Annotated in this window: 13 protein-coding genes; 3 read left to right on the top strand and 10 right to left on the bottom strand. The window is 67.4% G+C overall.

The features are described 5' to 3' along the window. On the bottom strand, positions 1-2,415 hold the full coding sequence (locus tag ACVWYO_RS22570; protein WP_457354663.1) for a DUF1592 domain-containing protein: 2,415 nt from the start codon (positions 2,413-2,415) through the stop codon (positions 1-3). A 218-nt stretch (positions 2,416-2,633) separates the two neighbouring features. Here ACVWYO_RS22570 and ACVWYO_RS22565 point away from each other — a divergent pair, with 218 nt between their 5' ends. Then, on the top strand, positions 2,634-4,142 hold the full coding sequence (locus ACVWYO_RS22565) for an adenosine deaminase family protein (protein WP_457354661.1): 1,509 nt from the start codon (positions 2,634-2,636) through the stop codon (positions 4,140-4,142). A 118-nt stretch (positions 4,143-4,260) separates the two neighbouring features. Here ACVWYO_RS22565 and ACVWYO_RS22560 read toward each other — a convergent pair whose 3' ends face one another. The 4 genes from ACVWYO_RS22560 to ACVWYO_RS22545 form a co-directional block, all read right to left on the bottom strand. After that, a complete protein-coding gene (locus ACVWYO_RS22560) occupies positions 4,261-5,613 on the bottom strand; it encodes a uracil-xanthine permease family protein (RefSeq protein WP_457354659.1) in 1,353 nt (450 codons plus the stop codon). Beyond that, positions 5,613-6,974: an 8-oxoguanine deaminase gene (locus tag ACVWYO_RS22555; RefSeq protein WP_457354657.1), complete on the bottom strand. Its 1,362-nt coding sequence runs from the start codon at positions 6,972-6,974 to the stop codon at positions 5,613-5,615. Before ACVWYO_RS22555 ends, ACVWYO_RS22560 begins: the two co-directional genes overlap by 1 nt. Continuing rightward, the gene (locus ACVWYO_RS22550; RefSeq protein WP_457354655.1) at positions 6,971-8,074 is read right to left on the bottom strand and encodes a purine nucleoside permease; all 1,104 of its coding nucleotides are present in this window, start codon (positions 8,072-8,074) and stop codon (positions 6,971-6,973) included. The genes ACVWYO_RS22555 and ACVWYO_RS22550 overlap by 4 nt, the downstream gene beginning before the upstream one ends. 93 nt (positions 8,075-8,167) lie before the next feature. Beyond that, the gene (locus ACVWYO_RS22545) at positions 8,168-10,651 is read right to left on the bottom strand and encodes a TonB-dependent siderophore receptor (protein WP_457354653.1); all 2,484 of its coding nucleotides are present in this window, start codon (positions 10,649-10,651) and stop codon (positions 8,168-8,170) included. Between the two features lie 428 nt (positions 10,652-11,079). On the opposite strand from ACVWYO_RS22545, the gene ACVWYO_RS22540 reads away from it, so the two are divergent. Then, positions 11,080-12,021: a LysR family transcriptional regulator gene (locus ACVWYO_RS22540; RefSeq protein WP_457354651.1), complete on the top strand. Its 942-nt coding sequence runs from the start codon at positions 11,080-11,082 to the stop codon at positions 12,019-12,021. Between the two features lie 91 nt (positions 12,022-12,112). Further along, the gene (locus ACVWYO_RS22535; RefSeq protein ID WP_457354649.1) at positions 12,113-12,643 is read left to right on the top strand and encodes a phosphoribosyltransferase; all 531 of its coding nucleotides are present in this window, start codon (positions 12,113-12,115) and stop codon (positions 12,641-12,643) included. A 6-nt stretch (positions 12,644-12,649) separates the two neighbouring features. On the opposite strand, the gene ACVWYO_RS22530 is transcribed toward ACVWYO_RS22535, so the two are convergent. The 5 genes from ACVWYO_RS22530 to xdhA all read right to left on the bottom strand — a co-directional run bounded on the left by ACVWYO_RS22530 (position 12,650) and on the right by xdhA (position 19,763). Further along, a complete protein-coding gene (locus ACVWYO_RS22530; protein ID WP_457354647.1) occupies positions 12,650-13,756 on the bottom strand; it encodes a nucleoside hydrolase in 1,107 nt (368 codons plus the stop codon). A gap of 83 nt (positions 13,757-13,839) precedes the next feature. Then, positions 13,840-15,132: a guanine deaminase gene (gene guaD, locus ACVWYO_RS22525; protein ID WP_457354645.1), complete on the bottom strand. Its 1,293-nt coding sequence runs from the start codon at positions 15,130-15,132 to the stop codon at positions 13,840-13,842. Beyond that, positions 15,129-16,052, bottom strand: a complete 924-nt coding sequence (gene xdhC / locus ACVWYO_RS22520; RefSeq protein ID WP_457354643.1) for a xanthine dehydrogenase accessory protein XdhC — start codon at positions 16,050-16,052, stop codon at positions 15,129-15,131. The genes guaD and xdhC overlap by 4 nt, the downstream gene beginning before the upstream one ends. Further along, on the bottom strand, positions 16,049-18,361 hold the full coding sequence (gene xdhB, locus ACVWYO_RS22515) for a xanthine dehydrogenase molybdopterin binding subunit (RefSeq protein ID WP_457354641.1): 2,313 nt from the start codon (positions 18,359-18,361) through the stop codon (positions 16,049-16,051). Before xdhB ends, xdhC begins: the two co-directional genes overlap by 4 nt. Continuing rightward, complete coding sequence (xdhA, locus tag ACVWYO_RS22510; protein WP_457354639.1) at positions 18,354-19,763, bottom strand: xanthine dehydrogenase small subunit; 1,410 nt, start codon at positions 19,761-19,763, stop codon at positions 18,354-18,356. The genes xdhB and xdhA overlap by 8 nt, the downstream gene beginning before the upstream one ends.

Genomic DNA, 19,763 nt, shown 5'->3' with positions numbered 1-19,763 from the left:
TCATTTCGGGGTTTTGCGCAGGCGGAACGGGTCGCTAGCCACGACCCCCTGCACGATCGTCTGGATGCGATAGCCATCCGCCGCCGCACCGTTCGCGACGCCGCGCACCGCGGGCATGTCGCGCGGCGTAAGCCCGCGCGCGAGCGCATAGGTCAGCAGCCGCTCGGTGAACGCGCTGGTGAATTCGTCCTTGTGCGCGAGCAGGATCTTCTGGAGCCCGGCAAGCCCGGCGAAGCGCGTGCCGTCGGGCATCTGCGCCGACACGTCGATCGGCTGACCGGCATCGGCGAGGCGATACCCGCCGATCGCATCGAAATTCTCGAGCGCGAAGCCGAGCGGGTCCATCTTGACGTGGCACGCGGCGCAGGCCGGGCTGGTGCGGTGGAGTTCGAGCTGCTGGCGGGCGTTGAGCGCGCGGCCGGCATGGACGGTGACCAAGGCGGGCACGTCGGGCGGCGGCGGCGGCGGCGCTGCGGCGAGCAGGTTTTCGAGGATCCACTTGCCGCGCTTCACCACCGAGGTGTGGTTGCCATAGGACGTCACGGTCAGGATGCTCGCCTGGCCGAGCAAGCCACCGCGATGCTCGGCGGGATCGAGGCTGACGCGCCGCATCGCCGTCCCGCGCACGCCGGCGATGCCGTAATGGTCGGCGAGGCGCTGGTTGAGGAAGGTGTAATCGGCGGCAATGAAATCGAGCACGCTGCGATTGCTGCGCAGCACATAGCCGAAGAACAACGCGGTTTCCTGGCCCATCGCCGCGCGCAGTCGGGCATCGAACTGCGGATAGGCGGTGATGTCGGGGCGCTGCTGGTCGAGGTTGCGCAGGTACAGCCACTGCCCGGCAAAGTTGCTGGTCAGCGCCGCCGCGCGCGGATCGGCGAGCATCCGCGCGACTTGCGCCTTGAGCATCGCGGGATCGTGCAGGCGGTTCTGCTCGGCGGTGCGCAGCAGGGCCTCGTCGGGAATACTGCTCCACAGGAAGAAGGACAGGCGCGAGGCGAGCTCGACATCGCTGACCGGATGGACGCTGCCGGGCGCACTGCCGGCGGGGTCCTGCTCGACCAGGAACAGGAAGTTTGGCGAAACGAGCAGCGCCTCGACCATCGCCTCGACACCATGCTCGAAATCGGACGATGCGCGTTCGGCGCGGTAGAGCCGCAGCAACGGCGCGAGATCGGCCTGGGTGACCGGGCGACGATAGGCGCGCCGCGCGAGCGCCGCGACGATCCGCGTCGCGCACGGCAGTTCGGCGGCGGCGCTGGTCGGCGTGCAAGTGAAGATGCGCTTGCGGCTGGGCGTGTTCGCCATGCCGGTCGGGCCGAACGGGCCGGCCACGTCGATCTGCTGGACGTCGCGCGGGAAGTTCTGCTGCGCATAGCGCGCCGACAGCCGGTAGGAGGGCGCGCTGATCTGCGCGACGCGTACCCCGTCGACCGACACGTCGAGCGGGAGCTGCACCGGCGCGGCGGTCGGCAGCGGCACCTTGTCGAGATCGTTGCGCAGCGTCTGGATGCTCTCGTCGGGCGCGATCTCGCGGTGGAACGACAGGCCGATGACATGCGCGCCCGCCTTCAACGGCACGCGCACGCTGACCTTGTCCTCGTTCAGATGGTCGGTCTCGTTATTGGTATTGGCGTTGAGCCAGCCGCTCACTTCATAGGTCGCGTCGTAGCGCGCGAAATAGGCGATGCTGCCACCGCCGCGCGAGCCGAGCGGGAGATCGTCGCTCGCGCGCTCGTTATAGGCGGGGCGGCCGCCATTGGCGATCGAGCCGTCCTTGGGCAGTTCATATGCCGTTACGAACGGGCGCGACGAGGTCAGCCCGGTCGCCATCCGCGCGACCTTGCCGGCGACCGCGACATAGCGGTCCATCAGCGTCGGCGAAACGCTCAGCACATCGGCGATATTGTCGAAGCCGTACCCCGAATTGTCCTGTGGCAGATCGTGCGCGACATTGACCTCGAGCCCGAGCAGATCGCGCACCGCATTGGCATACTCGACGCGGTTGAGCCGGCGGATCGTCGCGCGGCCGGGATCGGGATGCGCCACGGCATAGCGGTCGAGCGAGCTTTCGAGCCAGGCGACGAACGCCGCGCGCGACACCGGATCGGGTTGCGGCTTGCTGGCAGGCGGCATCTCGCCGATGCGGACGCGGCGGAGGATCTTTTCCCATGCGTCGCCGTGGTCGCCGTTGGTGAGGTCGACGCTGCGCAGATCGTCGATCGACAGGTTCGCGATCCGGTCGTCGTCATTGTGGCAGCTCGCGCAATAGGTCCCGAGCATCGCCGGCGCCACTTCGCGCGGGGCAGCGGTCGCAACCTGCGGCGCGGGATGCGCGAAGACCGCGGTCGCGGCCAGCACGACGCTCAGCGCGAACACGCTGCTGCCGAGAGTTGGACGCCGTCGCACGCTCATCGAAACACCCCTGTTCGCTGTCGGGCTATCGGGGTGCCGTGCTCGCGTCCATTGCCGTTAACGCGACGCTGAGACCGCAAAAAGAGCGCGCTATGCTTCGGGTTCGGTCGCCTGCGCAGCGCGCATTTCCGCAACGGATCGTGCGCAATATCGACATTGAACTCATGGGGTGCGCTGGCCAGAACGCCTGCGTCGATCGGCGGCCGGGGGGTACGTACATGCGCAAGGCGGTTCTGGTCGCGATATCGTTATGCGCGACGCCGGCGGTGGCATCGGGGGCACCAGCTGCAACCGACGAAGCGCGCACCGCCGCCACGCTCGACCGGATCGCCGACAGCCCGCCGCGGCTGCGCATCTTCCTCGCGCAAATGCCCAAGGGCGGCGATCTCCACAACCACAATGGCGGATCGATCTATGCCGAGGATTTCCTGCGCTGGGCGGCGGCGGGCGGGCTGTGCATCGCGACCGACAGCTGGCGCGTCGTCGATCCGCCGTGCGATGCGCCCAACCGCGTCCCCGCCGCCGGGCTCGAGCGCGACTATCCGCGCTACAGCCGCGCGATCGATGCCTTCTCGACGCGTGGGTTCGAGTCCGGGGTCGGCGACCGCAGCGTGTCGGGCTATGACCGCTTCTTCGCGACCTTCGATGCGTTCTCGGCGGCGTCGCGCGGCAATAACGGGGCGTCGCTCGCGCTGACGCGGGAGCAGGCCGCGGCCGACCATGTGTCCTACATCGAACTCGGTGCCGGGTCGCACACCTCGGTCGCCGCCGTCGCCGCGCTGGGGAGCGTCGCGGACGCGAGCGACTTTGCGGCGATGGCGGCGCGGCTCGCGCCGATGCTGCCCGGCGCGGTCGCCAAGGTTCGCGCCGAATTCGACGAGACCGAGGCCAAGGCGGCCGCGATCGACGGGTGCCGCAGCGCGACGCCTGCGCCCGCGTGCGGGGTCGAGACGCGCTATCTCTACACCGCGCTGCGTACGCTGCCGGCCGCGGCGGTGTTCGCGCAACTGGCGCTAGGGTTCGCGGTCGCCGAGGCCGATCCGCGCTTCGTCGGGATCAACATCGCCGCGCCCGAGCATGATCCGGTCGCGGTGCGCGACTATGCGCTGCACATGCGGATGATCGCGTTTCTCAAGGCGCGGCATCCGAGCGTGGGGCTGTCGCTGCATGCCGGCGAGCTGACGATGGGTCTGGTGCCGCCGCGCGACCTCGCCTTCCACATCCGCGGTGCGGTCGCGGTGGCGGGCGCGCGCCGGATCGGCCACGGAGTCGATATCGCGTACGAGACCGATGCGACCGCACTGCTCGCGCAGATGGCGCGCGAGCGCGTTGCGGTGGAGATCAACCTGACGAGCAACGCGGTGATCCTTGGGGTGAAGGGGCGCGATCATCCGCTCTCGCTGTATCGCGCGGCGGGGGTGCCGGTGGTGCTGTCGACCGACGACGAAGGCGTCTCGCGCTCCGACATGACCAACGAATATGTCCGCGCGGTCACCGAGCAGCATCTGCGCTACGCCGATCTCAAGCAGATCGTGCGCGATGGGTTGCAATACTCGTTTCTCCCGGGGGCGAGCTTATGGCGCGACCGGGCGGGCGGCGCGCGGGTGACGGTGTGTGGGGTGGTGACGTCGCCGGGCTGCGCGACGTTCCTCGCGGTGAACCCCAAGGCCGCGAAACAGGCGGCGCTCGAGCGGGATCTGGCGGCGTTCGAGGCGGTGCGGCGCTAACGAATACCCATCTCTCCGTCACCCCGGACGTGTTCCGGGGTCTACCGGGATGCGCGTTCTGCCGGTGATGCGTGCGTCGCCCGGTGGGCCCCGGCACGAGGCCCAGGCGACGGGGGGTTCAGGCCGCCGCCAGCTCTTTCACCGGGTGCGGCACGACCAGATTGAGCACCACCGCGATCACCGCCGCAGGCAGCACGCCGGATGTCGCGAGGATGCGCAGCGTCGTCGGCAAATGCGCCACCGCGCAGGGTTCGAGCTCGAGCCCGACCGCAACCGACAGCGCGACGCCGAAGATCAGCATGTTGCGCTGGCTCCAGTCGACCTCGGACAGGATCGACAATGCGGCCGAGGCGACCATCCCGAACATCACGATCACGCCGCCGCCGAGCACTTCGATCGGGATCGTGATGATCGCCGCGCCGACCTTCGGCGCGAGCCCGCACAGCACGAGAAACAGCGCGCCGATCGTGACGATATGGCGGCTCATTACGCCGGTGATCGCGATCAGCCCGACATTCTGGCTGAACGAGGTGTTGGGCATCGCGCCGAACACCGCGCCGATCGCGGTGCCGACGCCGTCGGCGCAGGTCGCGCCGATCAGCTCGCGGTCGGTGGCGGGGCGCTGCGCGGTGCCCTCGCAGATCGCCGAAACCGCGCCGATCGATTCGATCGCCGAGATGAACCCCATCAGCACGAACCCGGCGATCGCCGAGGCCGAGACCGCAAAGCCGAAATGGAAGGGTGAGGGGAGCATCACCCAGTCCGCGCTGCCGATCGGCGCCAGCGACACCTTGCCGAGTGCCGCGGCAGCGACATACCCAGCGATCAGGCCGATCAGCACCGCCGCGCTCGATCCGATGCCGCGCCCGTAAAAGCTGAAGCCCAGCGTCACGACGACGACGACGCCCGCGAGCAGCCAGCTCTCGCCCGCGCCATAGGCTGCGCTGCCCTGCACCGACACGCCGCCAGCCGCATATTGCACCCCGATCCGCATCAGCGAGAGGCCGATCATCAGGACGACCAGCCCGGTGACGATCGGCGGCAGCGCAAAGCGGATCCGCCCGACGAAGAAGCTGAGCGCCGTATGGACCAGCCCGCCGCACAAGGCCGCGGTCATCAGCGCGCCGATCGCGGCGGGGCCTTGCCCGGCGACGATCGGTATCATCACCGGCAGGAAGGCAAAGCTCGTTCCCTGGACGAGCGGCAGCCGCGCGCCCGCGGGGCCCACGCCGATCGTCTGGATCAGCGTGGCGATTCCGGCGAACAGCATCGACATCTGGATCAGATAGATCATCGCGCTCGGATCCTTCGACCCATAGCCGAAGCCCGCCGCCCCCGCGACGATGATCGGCGGCGTCATGTTGCTGACGAACATCGCCAGTACATGCTGGATGCCGAGCGGGATCGCGACCCCGAACCCCGGGAAATAGTCGGGATCGCGCGCCTGCTCGCGCGTCATCAGTTCGGACATCAGGCGAACTCCATCAGGCGCGTACGCGACCGCGCCGCCGCGCGCAGGATCGTGCGGCGGTCGGCCTGCGCGAGTTCGCCGTCGCGTACCACCGCGCGGCCCTCGACGAACACGTCGCGCGCACCCGGCGGCGGGCTGAGGATCAGCGCGGCGACCAGGTCCCACGCCCCGCAACTCGCGACGTCGCCCATGTCCCAGACCGCGATGTCGGCGCGCTTGCCGATCGCGAGCGACCCGCAGTCGGGCCGCCCGAGCATCTCGGCGCCGCCGCGCGTGGCGAGGAACAAAGCGGCGCGCGGATCGAAGGCGGCGGGGCCGCCGACTGCGCGCTGCAGGAGCAAGGCTTGACGCGCCTCGTGGAGCAGATTGCCGCTGTCGTTCGACGCCGAGCCATCGACACCGAGCCCGAGCGGCACCCCGGCCTCGATCATCGCGCGCAGCGGCGCGATCCCGGCGCCGAGCCGACAGTTCGAACACGGGCAATGCGCGACGCCGGTGCGCGTGCGCGCGAACAAGGCGATTTCCTGCGTGTCGAGTTGGACGCAGTGCGCGTGCCAGACGTCGGGGCCGGTCCAGCCGAGGCCTTCGGCATATTCCCCGGGGCGACAGCCGAAGCGTTCGAGCGAGAAGGCGACGTCGTCGGCATCCTCGGCGAGATGCGTGTGGAGCATGACCTTCTTGTCGCGTGCGAGCAGCGCTGAATCGCGCATCAGCCCCTGGCTGACCGAGAAGGGCGAGCACGGCGCCACGCTCACACGCACCATCGCGCCCGATGTGGAATCATGGAAGCGATCGATCACGCGGATCGTGTCGGCTAGGATCGCCTCTTCGTCCTCGACCAGGCTGTCGGGCGGCAGGCCGCCCAGGCTTTCGCCGACGCTCATCGCGCCGCGCGTCGGGTGGAAGCGGATGCCGATCTCGCTCGCCGCGGCGATCGTGTCGTCGAGCGTCACGCCATCGGGGAACAGGTAAAGATGGTCCGAACTCAGCGTGCAGCCCGACAGCACCAGCTCGGCGAGGCCTAGCTGCGTCGCCGCGAACACGTCTTCGGGCCGATAGCGCGCCCAGATCGGATAGAGCCGCTTGAGCCAGCCGAACAGCGGCGCGTTGATCGCCTCCGGTACGGCACGGGTGAGTGACTGGAACAGATGGTGGTGCGTGTTGACCAGCCCCGGCGTCACGACGCAGCCGCGTGCATCGATCACGGTGTCGGCCTCGGCGATCAGCGCTGCGAGCTCGGCGGTCGTGCCGACCGCGACGATCTCGCCGCCGCGAAAACCGATCGCACCGTCGGGGATTTCGCGCCGCGCATCATCGACGCAGACGAGCCTCTCGGCATGCGCGATGACGCTTAGCGTCATTGCGGAACAGTCTTCTCGTACTTGGGCCAATGCGCCTCGAGCTCGTCGACCACTTTCGAGCCGACGCGGTACAGGCTCTCGACCGAGGCCTCGAGCCCGGCATAGCCCTCATTCTCGCGCAGCAGATAGCTCGCCGCGTCGACGCCGGGCGGCGGCATCGTGTAGTTGCTGCCTGCGCGGAGCACCATGAAGCGGTTCTTGTCGACGCGCCCGATCCGGTCGAGCCCGAGGATCGCCTGATAGGTGCCGGTTTCCTCCATCGCCGAGGTGACGAAGGTGCCTTGCCCGCGCGTCCAATAGCGCACCCAATCGGCGGCCCAGTCGGTCATCCGCGCGCCGTGCCAGAAGGTCAGCGCGGCGAGATTGTCGCCGGTCAGCACGAAGGGCGGGCGTTGCGCCATCGGATAGCCGACATAGCGCGCGCGCTCGGCGGCGATATGCGGATCGTCGGGCAGCACGACGTTGCGCGTCAGGGTGTAGGCCCAGTCGCGCAAAGCTGGATTGATCTCGAACACCTCGCCCGAAGGCTTGGGCGGCGAGGTGTCGTTCGGGCCCTTCTTGTCGCGCGGGAAATAGCCGGTCTTCCAGTCGGCCGGGATTTCGCGCGCATCGATCTCATGCGCGAGATCGCCATCGACGAGGAAGCGCGCCCATGCCGCCGAGCCGATCGACGCGCGGTGCGGGTCGATCCCGGCGATCCCGGCGACGAGGAAATAGGCGTGGCGCAGATCGAAGCGCGGATCGAGCCCGAGCGCCATCGTCGTATTGGCCGAGCGGATGTTGCCGACCCCCGTCACCACGCCGAGGATCTGGCTGTCGGGATTATAATAGAGATCGTGCGACCCTTGCGGGAAGGGGATGCGGACATCGAGGTGGCGCCGCGCCTTCCACAGCTGGAATTCGCCCGCGACGTCGCCGCTGTCCTGGCCGATCTCGAACAGCGTGACGATGACGATGCGGACCGGGAGCGGGTGCGAGCAGGGGCCGCCGGGCTGGCAATCCGCCACGGGTGCCGGGGCTGGCGGGCGTGCCTCGGCGACGCTGCCGAGCAGGCCGAGCCCGGCAAGCGCAAACAGCATCGCGCGGAGTTGGAAACGCATGACAAAGGCCTTCGACGGTCGGGAACGCTGCGGCGTTACGGGGGGCACTACAGGGGGGGCGGGCACCGGCGCGAACCGGTGCCCGCCTGCGCATCAGAACTTGTAGGTCACGCTCGCCTGGAAGCTGCGTGGCTTTTCGGGGAGCACGATCGTGCTGCCGAACAGCTCGGTGAAGTTCGCGCGGTAATAGACGGCATCGGTTGCGTTCTTGACGACGACGCGGAACAGCCAATTGTCGCGCGCATAGGACACGCCGAGATCGACCAGCGTATACGCCGGCAGCTTCACGACGCGCGACTGGCCCGAATAGACCGAGTCGACCTGTGCAAGGCTCGCGGTGAAGGCGAGCCCGTTGTCGAACGCATAGGACGCCGTCGCCGAATAGAGGTTGGTCGGGATGCCCTGGCGGCGCGACGCTTCCTTGTTGGGGATCGGTACGAGGCCACCCGGCTGTCCGCCGAGGAACAGCGTCGGATTGGTCACGTTGACCAGATCGCCGATGCCGAAGAAGCTGAAGGTCGAACCGGCATCGAGGAAGGTCAGGTTATAGACCTTGGTGCGGGTATAGGCCGCCGTGACGAGCAGATGCTTGTCGACCGACCAGCGTGCTTCGGCCTCGAGCCCGTCGGTCTCGACCGATTGGTTGACGGTCGACGACTGGATGTTGTGGTCGACGCGCTCCTGCTTGTAGACCGACAGCGCGGCGTACAGCTTATTGTTGAGCCAGCTGCCCTTGATGCCGCCCTCATAAAGCTTGGAGGCGGTGATGAAGGTCCCGCCGGTGGCATCGGCGGCGGCGATTTCCGAGCCTTGGCCGGCGATGACGGTCGTCTGGCGCGAAATCGTGCCGTACGGGATCAGGCCGAAAGGCAGCTTGTACGAGACGCTGCCATTGTACGACCAGCCGCCCTTGCTCCCTGACCCGGACGGCAAAACCCCGGTTGCGACGCGCAATTTGTTGAGGATGTTTGTCGAGCTGACGTCGATCTGGTCGTAACGCCCGCCCAGGATCACATCGAGGCCGAACGCGAAGTCGAGGTCGACCAGCGCGGCGGCGCCGTAATCGGTGTAATGGCCCTTCAGATAGTCGGTATAGTTGCAGCCGCATTCGTTCGACAGCAGCCGGTCCGATAGCGGCGTGTAGCCGACCGACAGATCGACCCGGTGGAAATATTCGAACGTGAAATCATCGCCGTGGAGGAACTTGGTGTAGCGGATCGAAGGCGATGCCTGGATCGAGAAGGTGCCGATGTCGCTCTTGATCGTCTTCGAGGCGACGATCTTGTCCTCGATCACATAGGACCGGTGGAATTGCGAGAAGCCATAAGCGTTGTTGTTGTCGTTCCTGATGCCGTCGTAAAACAGCTGGTTCTTGATCTCGAGATCGTTCCCGGCATCGAAGATGATGTCGAAATAGCCGGTCTTCGCCACGTTCTTGAGGAAATCGTTCGGGCCGGTCAGCACGTTCTTGCGGCTGAGCGTTGTCGTGCCGGTGTTGGTCAGCCCGAGATAGGGATAGGTCCCGGTGAAGCAGGCGTTGGTGAACGATGCCGCCGACGTGCTGCCCCCGCCGCAGGCGAAGGTGCCGAAGGGCGAGAAGGTGCCGACCGAGGTAAACTCGTTTGGCGCGATCTGCCCGTCGCCATTCGTATCGAGCGGCTTGGCTGAGCCCGTGATGTACGTGCCGTTGTCGACCAGCGCCTGGGTCAGGCGGTTCCAGCCGCCGTTCTGCTGACCGTCATATTTCTGGTACATGCCGCCAAATTCGATGCGCAGCCGATCGGTGATCTGATTGTCGAACGCTGCCTGCAGCACGACGTTGCGCGTCGACATGTTGCGATAATAGCTGCCCGAATCCTCGACCTCGCCATACAGGCTGTAGCCGAATTCGGTGCCGCCGACGCGCAAAGGACCGCGGACCTGCGCCTTGATGACGTTGTACGACCAGCTGCCGCCGGTGTAGCTGACCTCGCCCTCGGCATGGTCGAGCAGCGCGCCGCCCTTCACGCGTGCCGATTTGGGCACGAAGTTCATATAGCCGCCGGTCTTCGACGGGCCATAGATCGGCGAGGCCGGTCCGCGGACGATGTCGATCCGGTCCGACGCGGCGATCGGCGTGGGATAGTTGCCGGGATTGTCGAGCCGGCGGACGCCACGGAAATAGACTTCGCCCGGCGTGCCGCGAATATCGAGCGCGCCGCCGACGCCGAAGAACGAGTTGGTGAAGGTGCCCGGCGCCTGTGCGACGAGATCATAGATGTCGGTAATGCCGAAGCGTTCGATCTGCTCGCTGCTGATCGTCGAGGCCGAGCGCGGCGTTTCCACCAGCGTCTTGTTGAAGCCGAAGATCGAGCCGACATTCTTGTCGGGCATCGCGTTGAGCGAGCCGGTCACGACGATGTCCTGGTCGGCATCGGTTTTCGCGGGCGCGTCGGGCTCGGGCCCGGTCTGCGCGAAGGCTGGCGCCGTCATCGCGGTGCAGCACAACAGCGCCGCCGCGCTCAGCAGCGATCCGCGCAGGCGTCCGTGCGACGCTGCTGCCTGCGACATGCCTGTAGCGAATGAAGTCTCTGTCATGGTCCGGAATTCCCCCCTTGGTGAACCAACGGCCGGCTATCCCCCCGGGCCGTTGCGCGTGATTTGGCGGGGAGGTAGCTCCATCCCGCCAATTTGTTGCGTTGCACAAACTATCGTTGCCGTTGCCGAAGTGTAAATACATATTCGTAACGTAGTTGAAATGAACGAGCTCGGTGACATTTAAGTCGCGGTCCGTGTTCATGTAATTCTATTGTATGAGGCCACTTAGGCGAAAGGAAGTATTGCCGGAACCGCTAAGGTCGGCTTGCCTGTTCATCGTGCCTTAGCTTCTAATACCAGCTATATTATTGAAATTTTGAATGGCTGGACATTTATGCGCTACTTTTTGACGATTTCGGTGGTAATCGCTTGACCTGCAGCGAGCAAATGCAATGAATTCGACACAGTGTTGCAAAAGTTAGAGTGGTATGCCCGCGTTTTCCCGTTTTCTGCGCTATTTCATTGCTGTCGGTCGCCTCGGTTCGATCCGGAAGGCGGCTGACGAGCTCAATGTGTCGGCATCGGCGATCGATCGGCAGATCCTCAACGTCGAGGCCGATATCGGCATGCCGCTGTTCGAGCGGCTGCCGACCGGGCTGCGGCTGACCGCGGCTGGCGAGATCATGATGGCGGCGGGCGGGCGGTGGCAGAAGAACATGGCCGACGTCCGCGCGCAGATCGAGGATCTGCAGGGCCTCAAGCGCGGGCATGTCGACATCGCGGTGATCGATGCGCTCGCCAAGGGTTTCCTCCCCGCCATGATCCAGTCGATCCAGAGCCGTTATCCGGGAATCTCGATCGGCGTTAAGGTGCTCGAGAATGACGCGGTGCGGCTTGCGATCGCCAGCGGGAAGGTCGATTTCGGCATCTTCTTCGAACCGCAATCGTTCCGCGATATCACCGTGCGCGCATTCGTCGATGTCGTGCTCGGCTTCGTCACGCCCGCCGGGCATCCGTTCGGGCAGCGCCGCGAAGCGCGCTTCTCGGCCGGGGTCGGCTCGCCCTTGATCGTGCCCGCCGAACCGCTGGCCATGTACCAGCAGATCGCGGTGCTCGAGGGCACGTCGGGCGTCGTGCTCGACAAGAAGGTCGCGTCCGACAATATCCAGATGATCACCTCGCTGGTGCTGCAAGGGGTGGGGATCGGGATCCTCACCTCGCTCGACATCATCACCGAGGTGAAGCGCGGCCTGTTGTCCTTCACGCGCATCTCCGATCCGATCCTGCGCCCGATGACGCTGGCGCTGTGCACCGCCTCGGCGCGCACGCCGTCGCACGCCGCGGGCCTGGTGCTGAGCGAGATCGAGCACGGCTTTGCGCAATTGAGCTATCCCGCTTCGATCGAGCCGGTCTCCGCGGGTCCCGCGTGATGCGCGGCGCCGGTTGCCCTGATCGATCAGACGCGATAACCGGCCTCGCTTCGGCGGCCGCGCATTGCGCCGCCATTCGGAGTGTCGCGCCATGAGCCCCGCCGCCAGCCCAGAGCTTTTCTACATCGCGCACGACGATTTCGTCGCCGATACGCTCGCAGTGGCGCAGGCCGTCGCGCGCGGAGCGTGGATGCCTGATTTCGTGGTCGGGATCGGGCGCGGCGGTCTGGTGCCCGCGGTGTTCCTGTCGCACGCGCTCAACGTGCACATGCTGTCGATCGATCATTCGTCGAAGGTGCCCGGCTTTGCCGAGGAGTTGCTCAGCAAGGTCGCGGCGAAGAGCGCGGATGGCGTCCGTCTGCTGTTCGTCGACGACATCAACGACAGCGGCGGGACGATCGCCGATATCCGGCGCTTGCTCGCCGACTCCGGCTGCGACAGCGCGCAGGTGCGCTTCGCCGTCCTGCTCGACAATGTCCGCTCGCAAGTGCGCGTCGATTATCACGCCAAGACGATCGATCGCGCCGACGACAAACGCTGGTTCGTTTTCCCGTGGGAAGCGGTCGGCATGAGCGAGACGATCGTCGAGGAAGCGATGTCGGTTCCGCATCGCCTCGCGTGACGTCGTTTATCGCACGCGGTTAGCGACGAGGCGGACCATCAGCGCCTCGAGCCGCGCGGGATCGATCTTGCGCACCACCTCGGCCGATTGCTCGCCGAGCCCCGGCTGATACCCAGCGCGCCACGACAGCAGATCGCCATAGCCCGGTCCGAACTGCGTGTTGTAATCGACGAACAGCGTTTCGCGCGCGGTGACGAGCGTCGGGTCGAGCCACACCCCGGCGGCGATCTCGTCCCATAACGGAAAGCCCGGCTCCAGTTTGGCGAGGAAGCGCGTGAGCGCGGGGGAGGCGACCGCCTTCATACGGTCGAGCAACTGCTGCGTCCGCTGGGTCGCGGTCGAGGGATCGACGGGGACGATCGTGATCTTGCGCCACGCGCTGCGCGACACGATGCTGGCGGCTTCCGGGTCGAAGCGGATGTTGAACTCGCTGCGCGGGGTGTTGACGAATTCGCGCGCGAATTGCGCCGCCGACACGGTGCCGAGCACCTGCTGCGGGTTGAGGCTGCCGCCCATATAGACGAGCTCCTTGGCGAGTCCGGCAAAGCCCGGGTCGAGCCGCTGCGCCAGCGCGAGGTTGGTGAGCGGGCCGCTCGCCAGGATCGTCACTTGTCCCGGATAGCGATGCACCATCCGGATCAGGAAATTGGCGGCGATCTCGGGCGACGGCTTGGTCACGGGATTGCCGTCCGCCAGATCGACCGGGTCGTTCGCGCCGTGATAGGGCGGGGTGCTCTGCGCGGTCGGCTCGACCCAGTGCTGCATCCACGCGCCTTTCCAGGTCAGCTTGCCGTACAGCGCCTCCCAGCGTTCGGTCTGCTGTTCCGAATTGAGCAGCGGATAGGTCGCGCCCGCCGCGACCGGCACGTCACGACGCCCCAGGATCTCGAGCCCGCGCAGCGCCTCGGCGGTCGCGCGGTTGACCCAGACGTTGCCCGAGACCGTGGTGAGGCCGAGCACGTCGACGTCGGGCGCCTCGAGCAGCATGACGTGCATCAGCGCGAAGCCCTCGTCGTCGATGATGATCTTGCGGCGCTCGGGTTGCGCCATTGCGGGCGCGATGCAGGCGAGCAGACAGAGGCAGGCGATAAGGAGCTGGCAGATACGGGTCATGCCGGCAATCTACCGGCGGGGCGCATGCCATCAAACGCAATGAATTCGACGCGGACGTGCAAAATTGTGCGCAGGCGCGCGGATCAGCGGTCGGCGTGTTTGTCCCATACGCAGTCGCCGAGCAGGTAGGTCCGGCTGAGCGCGCGGTCATCGCCGAGGATCTGCAGCGCGAACAGCCGCTCGGCGAGGCTCGCGCCTGTCGTGCGGCGCGCGAGCAAGGGCGTGGCGGCGGTGTCGAGCACGACGAAATCGGCTTCCTGCCCGGGCTCGAGGCTTCCAAGCCGGTCGTCGATGTGGAGCAAACCGGCACTGCCTGCGGTCGCCAGATAGAGCGCGCGGAACGGATCGAGCCGATCGCCCCGCGCGAGCGCCGCCTGATAGGCGAGCCCCGCGCTCGACAGCAGCGAGAACGAGGTCCCCGCGCCGACATCGGTGCCGAGCCCGAGCCGTACCGAATGGCGGTCGGCTTGCCCGAAATCGAAGAAGCCCGATCCGAGGAACAGGTTCGAGCTCGGGCACACCGCGATTCCCGCACCGCTTTCATGGAGCCGCGCGCAGGCGCGGTCGGACAGATGGACGCCGTGCGCGAAGACCGAGCGCGGGCCGACCAGGCCGAAGCGATCGTACACGTCGAGATAATCGTGCGCGTCGGGGAAGCGCTCGGCGACCGCGGCGCACTCGCCGAGGTTTTCGGCGAGATGCGTGTGGAGCAGCACCCCGGGATGCGCCGCGAGCAGCGCACCGCTATCGGCCAATTGCGCGTCGGACGAGGTCAGCGCGAAACGCGGCGTCACCGCATAGCCGAGCCGTTTGTGGCCATGCCAGCGCCGGATCAGCGCCTCGCTTTCGGCGCGGCCCGACTGCGGGGTATCGGCGAGGCCCTCTGGCCCGCGGTCCATCAACACCTTGCCTGCGACGATCCGCATATTGCGGCGTGCGGCTGCCTCGAACAGCGCATCGACGGATTGCGGATGGACGGTCGCGAACACCAGCGCGCTGGTCGTGCCGTTGCGCAGCAATTCGGTGAGGAACGCCGCGGCCACGCCATCGGCATGCGCGCGGTCGGCAAACGCCTTCTCCGCAGGGAAGATGTGACGGTCGAGCCAGTCGAGCAATTGGTCACCATGCGAGGCGATCCGGTCCATCTGCGGATAGTGGATATGCGCATCGATAAAGCCGGGAACGATGAGCCCGGCCAGCGGCTCGATCGCGACTCCCGGATAATGCGGCGCCAGTTCTCCATATGGACCGCGTGCTACGACAATCCCGTCCTCGACGATCAGCAGCCCATCGGGTTCGTGTCGGATCGCACCCGGATGATCGCGTGGATCGTGCGCGACCGACAGGATTTCTCCGCGAAAACCGCGCGCGCTCATGCCGTGCGGCCGAGCTGGAGCAATTGCGTGAGCGTCGCGATGGCGATGACATCGGGTTCCTTGCCGCTCACGCCGGCAATTCCGATCGGCGAGGTCAGCCGTGCGCGCTGTTCGGTGTCGAGCCCGTCCTCGGCAAGCCTGGAGGCGAAGCGCGCTTTCTTGGTCGCCGATCCGATCAGCCCGACAAAGGCAGTCTGCGTCCGGCGCAGCGCGGCGCGCGTCAGGCGATAGTCGATCGCATGGTCGTGCGTCAGGATCACGATCGCGGCATCGTCGGGCGCTTCGGCGACGCACTGCTCGATCGCGGCTTCGGGCACCACCGCCACCCCGTCGATCGAATCGAACACCGGGCGCGTATCGAACCAGGCGAGCCGGAAGGGCAGATGCTCGATATGCCGAGCGATCGCCTGGCCGACATGGCCGGCGCCGAACAGGTAGAGCGGGCGGCGATACTGGCCGATGATCTCGGCAAAGCTGCTGCCCGTGCGCGGACGGTCGCCACGGGCCGAGAGGTGCTGCGCGACCGCATCGGTGCGGACGTGGCGGTCGATCCGGTCGGTGTGCAGCGTCGAGACAAGCACGCGCTGTTCGGTCGCGTCGGCGACCCAGCCGAGCCGCGCCGGGTCGATATGCTCGATCAACAGCCGGACGCGGCCGCCACAGCATTGCCCGAGCAGCGGCCCGAGCGGATAATCCTGGATCCGCCAGCTCCCCGGCGCGAGCGCCAGGATCGCGCGCGCCTGCTCGATCGCGCGATATTCGAGCTGTCCGCCGCCGATCGTCCCGTACAGCGCGTCGCCGCTGACCAGCATCCGCGTGCCCGCACCGCGCGGCGCGGAGCCCTCGCTCGCGAGCACGTGCACCAGCGCCGACGGCGTGTGCGCTGCGACCTCGCGCAGCCAGCCGAGCCACGCGGTCATGCCGCGGCCCGGTGCGCGGCGATCGCGCGGAGGATCGCCTCGGGCGTGGCGGGCGCATCGAGCGGGGGAAGCGCGCGCTGCTCGGGCGTGGTCGCGGCGACCGCGGCGGTGAGCGCCGAGAAGACCGAGATCGCCAGCATGAACGGCGGCTCGCCGACCGCTTTCGAGCGGTGGATCGTCGGCTCGACATTCTCGCCGTCCCACAGGCCGATGCGGAGATGCCTCGGGCGATCTGACGCGGTGGGGATCTTGTAGGTCGCGGGCGAGTGCGTCAGCAGCTTGCCCTTGGCGTCGAACACGAGTTCCTCGGTGGTCAGCCAGCCTTGCCCCTGCAGGAAACCGCCCTCGATCTGCCCGAGATCGATTGCCGGATTGAGCGAGCGTCCGACATCGTGGAGGATGTCGACCGCGAGCACCTTGTGCTCGCCGGTCAGCGTGTCGATCGCGACCTCGGCGACTGCCGCGCCGTACGCGAAGTAATAGAAGGGCCGCCCGTGATGCGCGGCGCGGTCATAGGCGATGTCGGGCGTGGCGTAATAGCCCGTCGCGGCGAGCGAGATCCTGCCGATATGCGCCTTGCGGCACGCCTGGCCGAAGCTCATTCGTTCCGCGCCGGCGACCACGCCGTCGGGCGTGAAGGCAACCGCATCGGCGTCGCACGCGAAGCTGCGCGCGAGGAAGGCGGTGAGCCGGTCGCGGATCGTCATCGCCGCATTGAACGCCGCCATGCCGTTGAGGTCAGCGCCCGACGAGGCGGCGGTGGCCGAGGTGTTGGGGACCTTGTCGGTCCGCGTCGCGGTAATGCGCACTTGCGCCAGCGGCACCGCGAACACGTCGGCGACGATCTGCGCGACCTTGACGTAGAGGCCCTGCCCCATCTCGGTGCCGCCGTGATTGATCTGGATGCTGCCGTCGGCATAGACCAGCACCAGCGCGCCGGCCTGATTGAGATGCGTGGTGGTGAAGCTGATCCCGAACTTCACCGGGGTCAGCGCGATGCCTTTCTTCAGCACCGTGTGCGACGCGTTGAACGTCTCGACCGCAGCGCGCCGCGCGTCATAGTCGCTGTCGCGGCGCAGCCGGGCGATCAGCTCGGGCGCGATATTGTCGGTCACGGTCATGCCGTACGGCGTGACGTCGCGACCCGGACCGTAGAGATTGGCGATGCGCACATCGACCGGATCGCGATCGAGCGCGTGCGCGACCGCGTCGATCACGCGCTCGATCGCGATCATCCCCTGCGGCCCGCCGAAGCCGCGGAATGCGGTGGCCGAGACCGTGTGGGTCTTGAGCCGCTCCGACACGATCTCGACCGCGGGGAGCCAGTAGCAATTGTCGGCGTGGAACATCGCGCGGTCGTTGATTGCGGGCGAGAGATCGACCGTCGCGCCACAGCGCGAGGCGAGGCGCAGCTGCAGCGCGAGGAGATGCCCCTCGGCATCGAACCCGACATCGTAGTCGATGCGGAAATCGTGACGCTTGCCGGTCATCACCATGTCGTCGTCACGGTCGCAGCAGAATTTGGCGGGGCGACCGGTCCTGACCGCGACGAGCGCAGCGGCGGCGGCGAACAAGGCGGCTTGCGTCTCCTTGCCGCCGAACGCGCCGCCCATCCGGCGCACCTCGACCGTGACATCGGCTGAGCTACGGCCGAGCATGTGCGCGATGAGATGCTGGACTTCGCTCGGGTGCTGGGTCGAACTCAGCACATGGATCTGCCCGTCCTCGCCCGGCGTAGCGAGCGCGACTTGCCCTTCGAGGTAGAAATGATCCTGTCCGCCGAGATCGAACCCGCCCGACAGCGTGTGTGGCGCGCTGGCCAGCGCCGCCGCCGCATCGCCGCGCGCCATGCGCTGGGTCGCCTCGATCTGCGATGCCGCCGCGCGCGCGTCCGCGATCGAGAGCAAGGCGGGGCGCGGTTCATAGTCGATCCGGCCGAGCCGCGCGGCCTTGCGCGCTGCGGTGCGGCTGGTCGCGGCAACGAGGAAGATCGCCTGGCCAACGCACAGCACTTCGCCATCGGCAAGCAGCCGGTCGTCATGCGCGACCGGGCTGACGTCGTTCGCGCCGGGAATGTCGGCGGCGGTGAACACCGCGATGACGCCCTCGGCGGCGCGTACCGCGCTGAGGTCGATTGCGCGGATCGCGGCGTGGGCTTGCGCGCTTTGCCCGAAGGCGAGGTGGAGCATCCCCGGCGGTTCGGTGCCGTCATCGGCATAGCCCGCTGCGCCGCTGACATGCAGGCGGGCGCTGTCGTGCGGGCGCGACCGCGTTGCGGGGAGCGGCAGGCGTGTCGCGCGATCAGCCATGCGCGCGCTCCAGATCGAGCACCGACACGGTTTCGCCCTGCGCCTTTTGCCACAAGCGGCGGAGCAGATTGCCCGCCGCCTCGAGCCGATAGCCGCTCGAGCCGCGGACATCGCTGAGCGGAGTATAGTTTTGCTGCAGCGCCTCGGCCGCGGCCTCGATCGTCGCGAGGGTGAAGGCCGCGCCGGTGAGCGCCGCCTCGCAGGCCGGCGCGCGGCGCGGTGTCGCCGCCATCCCGCCGAACGCGACGCGTGCCGCGGTGATGCGACCGCCCTGGATCGTCAGCTTGAACGCGCCGCAGACCGCCGAGATATCGCTGTCGAAACGCCGCGTCAGCTTGGAGATATGGACCAGATCGTCGGGACTAGGCCGCGGAATCCACAGGCTCTCGACGAACTCCCCGGGGCGCAGATCCTGTTGGCGATAGTCGAGGAAATAGGCTTCGAGCGGAATCGTCCGGCGTCCGGCCTTGCTGCGCAGCCTCAGCTCGGCGCCGAGCGCGATGAAGGCGGGCGGGCCGTCGCCGATCGGCGAGCCGTTGGCAATATTGCCGCCGATCGTCGCGGCGTTGCGCACCTGCAGCGCGGCAAAGCGCCGCGTCAGTTCGCCGAGGTCGGGATGCAGCCGCGCGAAAACGGTGTGCGCCTCGGCATAGCGGACCGCCGCGCCGATCCGAACGCCGTCGGCGTCTTCTTCGATCGTGCGCAGGTCCGCGATCTCGCCGATGAAGATCGGCGTTTCGATCGTGCGCAGTTCCTTCGTGACCCACAGCCCGACATCGGTCGCGCCCGCGACGAGGCATGCATCGGGACGTTCTGCGAGCAGATCGGCGAGGGCTTCGGCGGTCCGCGGGACGATCGGATCGGGTGCCCGTTCGCCGAGCGCGTGCAGCCGCGCCAACAGGGCCGCATCGTCGCGCACCACCGGCGCGGCGGTCTCCGCGGCTTCGAGGATGGGACCATAGCCGGTGCAGCGACACAGATTGCCCGCCACCACGTCCGCAACCGGGAGCGCCGCCCCCGCCGCGCCGATGCAGCGGCCGTACAGCGACATCACGAACCCCGGCGTGCAGAAGCCGCACTGCGAGCTGCCATTCTCCGCCATGCACGCTTGCAACGGTGTCAGCGCGTCGCCCTGCGCGAGGCTTTCGACCGTCAGCAACGCCTTGCCGTCGAGCATCGGCAGCAACTGGATACAGGCATTGACCGCGCGCCACGCGACCGCTTTCCCGCTGGGGTCGGGCTCGCCGACCAGCACGGTGCAGGCGCCGCAATCGCCTTCGGCACAGCCTTCCTTGGTCCCGGTCCGCCGCAGCGTGTAGCGCAGATGGTCGAGCAAGGTCGCGGTCGGATCGACGTCTGCGAGCTCGATCGTTTCGCCGTCGAGGATGAAGCGCACCTCCAC

The sequence above is a fragment of the Sphingomonas sp. UYP23 genome (assembly GCF_054059235.1).
Note: the sequence above shows the minus strand (reverse complement) of the source record. Positions and strands in the feature narration are given on the sequence as shown.

Coding starts and splice junctions, on each gene's coding strand:
- ACVWYO_RS22570 (WP_457354663.1), bottom strand. CDS start 2,415: ATGAGCGTGCGACGGCGTCCAACTCTCGGCAGCAGCGTGTTCGCGCTG.
- ACVWYO_RS22565 (WP_457354661.1), top strand. CDS start 2,634: ATGCGCAAGGCGGTTCTGGTCGCGATATCGTTATGCGCGACGCCGGCG.
- ACVWYO_RS22560 (WP_457354659.1), bottom strand. CDS start 5,613: ATGTCCGAACTGATGACGCGCGAGCAGGCGCGCGATCCCGACTATTTC.
- ACVWYO_RS22555 (WP_457354657.1), bottom strand. CDS start 6,974: ATGACGCTAAGCGTCATCGCGCATGCCGAGAGGCTCGTCTGCGTCGAT.
- ACVWYO_RS22550 (WP_457354655.1), bottom strand. CDS start 8,074: ATGCGTTTCCAACTCCGCGCGATGCTGTTTGCGCTTGCCGGGCTCGGC.
- ACVWYO_RS22545 (WP_457354653.1), bottom strand. CDS start 10,651: ATGACAGAGACTTCATTCGCTACAGGCATGTCGCAGGCAGCAGCGTCG.
- ACVWYO_RS22540 (WP_457354651.1), top strand. CDS start 11,080: ATGCCCGCGTTTTCCCGTTTTCTGCGCTATTTCATTGCTGTCGGTCGC.
- ACVWYO_RS22535 (WP_457354649.1), top strand. CDS start 12,113: ATGAGCCCCGCCGCCAGCCCAGAGCTTTTCTACATCGCGCACGACGAT.
- ACVWYO_RS22530 (WP_457354647.1), bottom strand. CDS start 13,756: ATGACCCGTATCTGCCAGCTCCTTATCGCCTGCCTCTGTCTGCTCGCC.
- guaD (WP_457354645.1), bottom strand. CDS start 15,132: ATGAGCGCGCGCGGTTTTCGCGGAGAAATCCTGTCGGTCGCGCACGAT.
- xdhC (WP_457354643.1), bottom strand. CDS start 16,052: ATGACCGCGTGGCTCGGCTGGCTGCGCGAGGTCGCAGCGCACACGCCG.
- xdhB (WP_457354641.1), bottom strand. CDS start 18,361: ATGGCTGATCGCGCGACACGCCTGCCGCTCCCCGCAACGCGGTCGCGC.